The organism is Nocardia sp. NPDC060220 (genome assembly GCF_042727815.1).
In the GTDB taxonomy this organism is placed as follows: Bacteria; Actinomycetota; Actinomycetes; order Mycobacteriales; family Mycobacteriaceae; genus Nocardia.
In genome coordinates this window covers 1-3,300 of record NZ_JBHWZY010000779.1, presented here as the reverse complement: position 1 = coordinate 3,300, position 3,300 = coordinate 1, and the positions used below count along the sequence as shown (strand labels likewise).

The window sequence follows — 3,300 nt, the reverse complement described above, 5'->3', positions numbered from 1 at the left end:
TCGATGCGCAGACCACGCAGCTTCACCTGGAAGTCGGTGCGGCCCAGGTACTCCAGCTCGCCGGCCGACGTCCAGGTGACGAGGTCACCGGTGCGGTACATGCGCTCGCCGGGCGCGAACGGGTCGGCGACGAAACGATCCATCGTCAGGTCGGCACGACCCACATACCCGTGGGCCAGCTGCACGCCCGCGAGGTAGAGCTCACCCGCGACACCCACCGGAACCGGCCGCAGCCGCGAATCCAGCACGTACAGACGGGTGTTGAACACCGGGGCGCCGATCGGCACCGTTTCGATGTCGGCATCGGTGACCTCGTGATAGGTCACGTCGACCGCGGCCTCGGTGGGGCCGTAGAGGTTGTGCAGCGCGGCGCCGGTCAATTCGCGCAGACGCTGCGCGGTCGGCGCGGGCAGACCCTCGCCGGAGGCGAACACATTGCGCAGCGAAACACACTCGGCGGCCAGCGGTTCGGTGACGAACACGGCCATCATCGACGGCACGAAGTGCACCGTGGTGACCTGTTCGGCCACGATCAGCCGGGCCAGGTAGGCCGGGTCGCGATGCCCGTCCGGCTTGGCGACCACCAGGCGCGCGCCGACCTGCAAGGGCCAGAAGAACTCCCACACCGACACGTCGAAGGTGGCGGGGGTCTTCTGCAGCACCACGTCGTCGGCGGCGAGGCCGTAGGCGGCGTGCATCCACACCAGGCGGTTGACGATCGCCGCGTGGCTGACCGCGACGCCCTTGGGGCGACCGGTCGAGCCGGAGGTGAAGATGACGTAGGCGGTGTTGCCCGAGCGCAGCGGGCGGTGCCGGTCGGCGTCGGTGACCGGCTCGGTGGAGTGGCCGGACAGGTCGAGCTGGTCGATGCGGACCTCGCGACCGGCGGCCGCGGGCAGGCTCTCGCCGGAGGTGAGCACGCAGACCGGTTGCGCGGTCTCGAGGATGTGCTCGATGCGCTCGGCCGGGTGATCGGGGTCCAGCGGTACGTACGCGCCACCGGCGGCGGACACGGCGTACATGCCGACCAGCAGATCGATCGAGCGCCGCATACCCAGTGCCACATACGATTCCGGGCCGACGCCGGCGTCCTTGAGCCAGCGCGCCAGCTGACGCACGCGGCCCGCGAACTCGGCATAGGACAGACTCGTCCCCTCGAACGTGAGCGCGACCGCGTCGGGGGTCCGGGCGACCTGAGCCTCGAACAGCGCGTGCAGCGTGGCCGGTTCGTCGTCGCTCGGCGTGCTCAGCGCGGCGTCGACGGCGAATTCGGTGTCGTTCCAGCGATCGAGCACCAGGGTGCGCTCGGCGGAGTCGAGAAGTTCGATGTCACCGACGGGAGCCGAGGGGTCGACCACGACGGCGGTGAGCACGCGCAGCAGGCGGGCGCCGAAGGTCGCGGCGAAGCCCGCGTCGAAAAGATCTGTCGCGTAGACGAGTTCGGCATCCATGTGGCTGTCGTCGTCGGCGGGGACCTCGCTGAGCGCGAGCTGCAGATCGAACTTCGCCATGTGCTGGTCGATGCCCAGCTCGGAGACCGTGAGGCCGGGCAGTTCCAGGGTGGTACGACCCAGGTTCTGGAACGAGAGCATCACCTGGAACAGCGGGTGGCGCGACTGCGAGCGCGCCGGGTTGAGCACCTCGACCAGGCGCTCGAACGGCACGTCGGCGTGCGCGAAGGCCGCCAGATCGTGCTCGCGGACCTGACCGAGCAACTCGGCGAAGGTGGCGCCCGGATCGACCTGCGCGCGCAACACCAGGGTGTTGACGAACATGCCGACCAGATCGTCGAGTGCCTGCTGACCACGTCCCGCGACCGGGGTGCCGATGGCGATGTCGGGGGTGCCCGACAGCCGCGACAGCAGGACGGCGAAAGCGCTGTGCACCACCATGAACAGGGTGGTGCTGTGCTCGTGGGCGACCCGGTTCAATGCCTCGACGAGCTCGCCCGGCACTTCGAAGCGGTGCGTGCCCGCCTGGTAGCTGGCCTGCGCGGGCCGCGACTTGTGGCCCAGACGCAGTTCGTCGGGCAGATCGGCGAGCGCGCCGCGCCAGTGCTCGAGCTGCTCGGAGATCAGCGAGGTGGGATCGGTTTCGTCGCCGAGGATCTCGCGCTGCCACAGCGCGTAGTCGACGTACTGGATGTTCAGGGGCGGCCAGCCGGGTTCGGTGTTCGCGGTGCGGGCCACGTAGGCGGTCATCAGGTCGCGCACCAGCGGACGCAGCGAGAAACCGTCGGCGGCGATGTGGTGGACCACCATCACCAGCACGTGTTCGCGCTCGCTGAGCTCGTAGACCCGAAGGCGCACCGGCGCGTTCGCGGTGACGTCGAAACCGCGACGGGCGAACTCGTAGAGCGAGATCGCCATGTCGGTCTCGTCGGCCTCGATCAGCTCGACGTCCGGAATCGAGCCCGCGGCGGCGAGCACCTTCTGGTAGGCGGTGCCGTCGGCCATGGCGGCGCGCCCCGACTCGGGGGCGACGTACACCGGGTAGACCGTGCGCAGGGTTTCGTGGCGGGCGACCACGTCGGCGACCGCGCCGCGCAGCGCGGGCAGGTCGAGCAGCCCCTGCAGGCGGACCGCGACCGGGATGTTGTAGGTGCCGGTGTCGGCGACGTCGAACCGGTTCAGGAACCACATGCGCTGCTGCGCGAGCGACAGCGGCGGATAATCGGGACGCTGACGGGCCGTGAGCTCGGCGCGCAGACCGGTGCCCGCGTGCGATTCCACGCGGGCGGCCAACGCGCCGACGGTGGGCGCCTCGAACAGGGTGCGCACGCCGACCTCGGTGTCGAGCGCCGTGCTCAGGCGCGCCGCGACCTGGGTGGCCACGAGCGAGTTGCCGCCGAGGGCGAAGAAGTCGTCGTCCACGCCCACGCGTTCGGCGCCGAGCAGGTCGGCGAAGATCTCGGCGACGATCTCCTCGATCGGGGTCGAGGGCGCACGGAACACCTTCGCCTCGAAAACGGGCGCCGGCAACGCTTTACGGTCGAGCTTGCCGGACGCGTTGAGCGGGAAGGCATCCAGCACGACCAGGGCCGACGGCACCATGTAGGCGGGCAGTTCGGTGGTGATGCCCGCCTTCACCGCGGCCACGTCGAGGGCCGAGTCCACCTCTGGCACCAGGTAACCGACGAGCTGGTCACCGGCGTGCGCGTCGGAGCGCACGACGACGACCGACTGCGCGACACCCGGCTGCGCCAGCAGGGTCGCCTCGATCTCACCGAGTTCGATGCGCAGACCACGCAGCTTCACCTGGAAGTCGGTGCGGCCCAGGTAGTTCAGTTCGCCGTAGGTG

At 69.9% G+C, this 3,300-nt stretch carries 1 protein-coding gene; it reads right to left on the bottom strand.

Features of this window, described 5'->3' with window-relative positions; genetic code table 11:
- A partial coding sequence (locus ACFWF3_RS29480; RefSeq protein WP_379316871.1) for an amino acid adenylation domain-containing protein occupies nt 1-3,300 on the bottom strand: 3,300 nt, incomplete at both ends.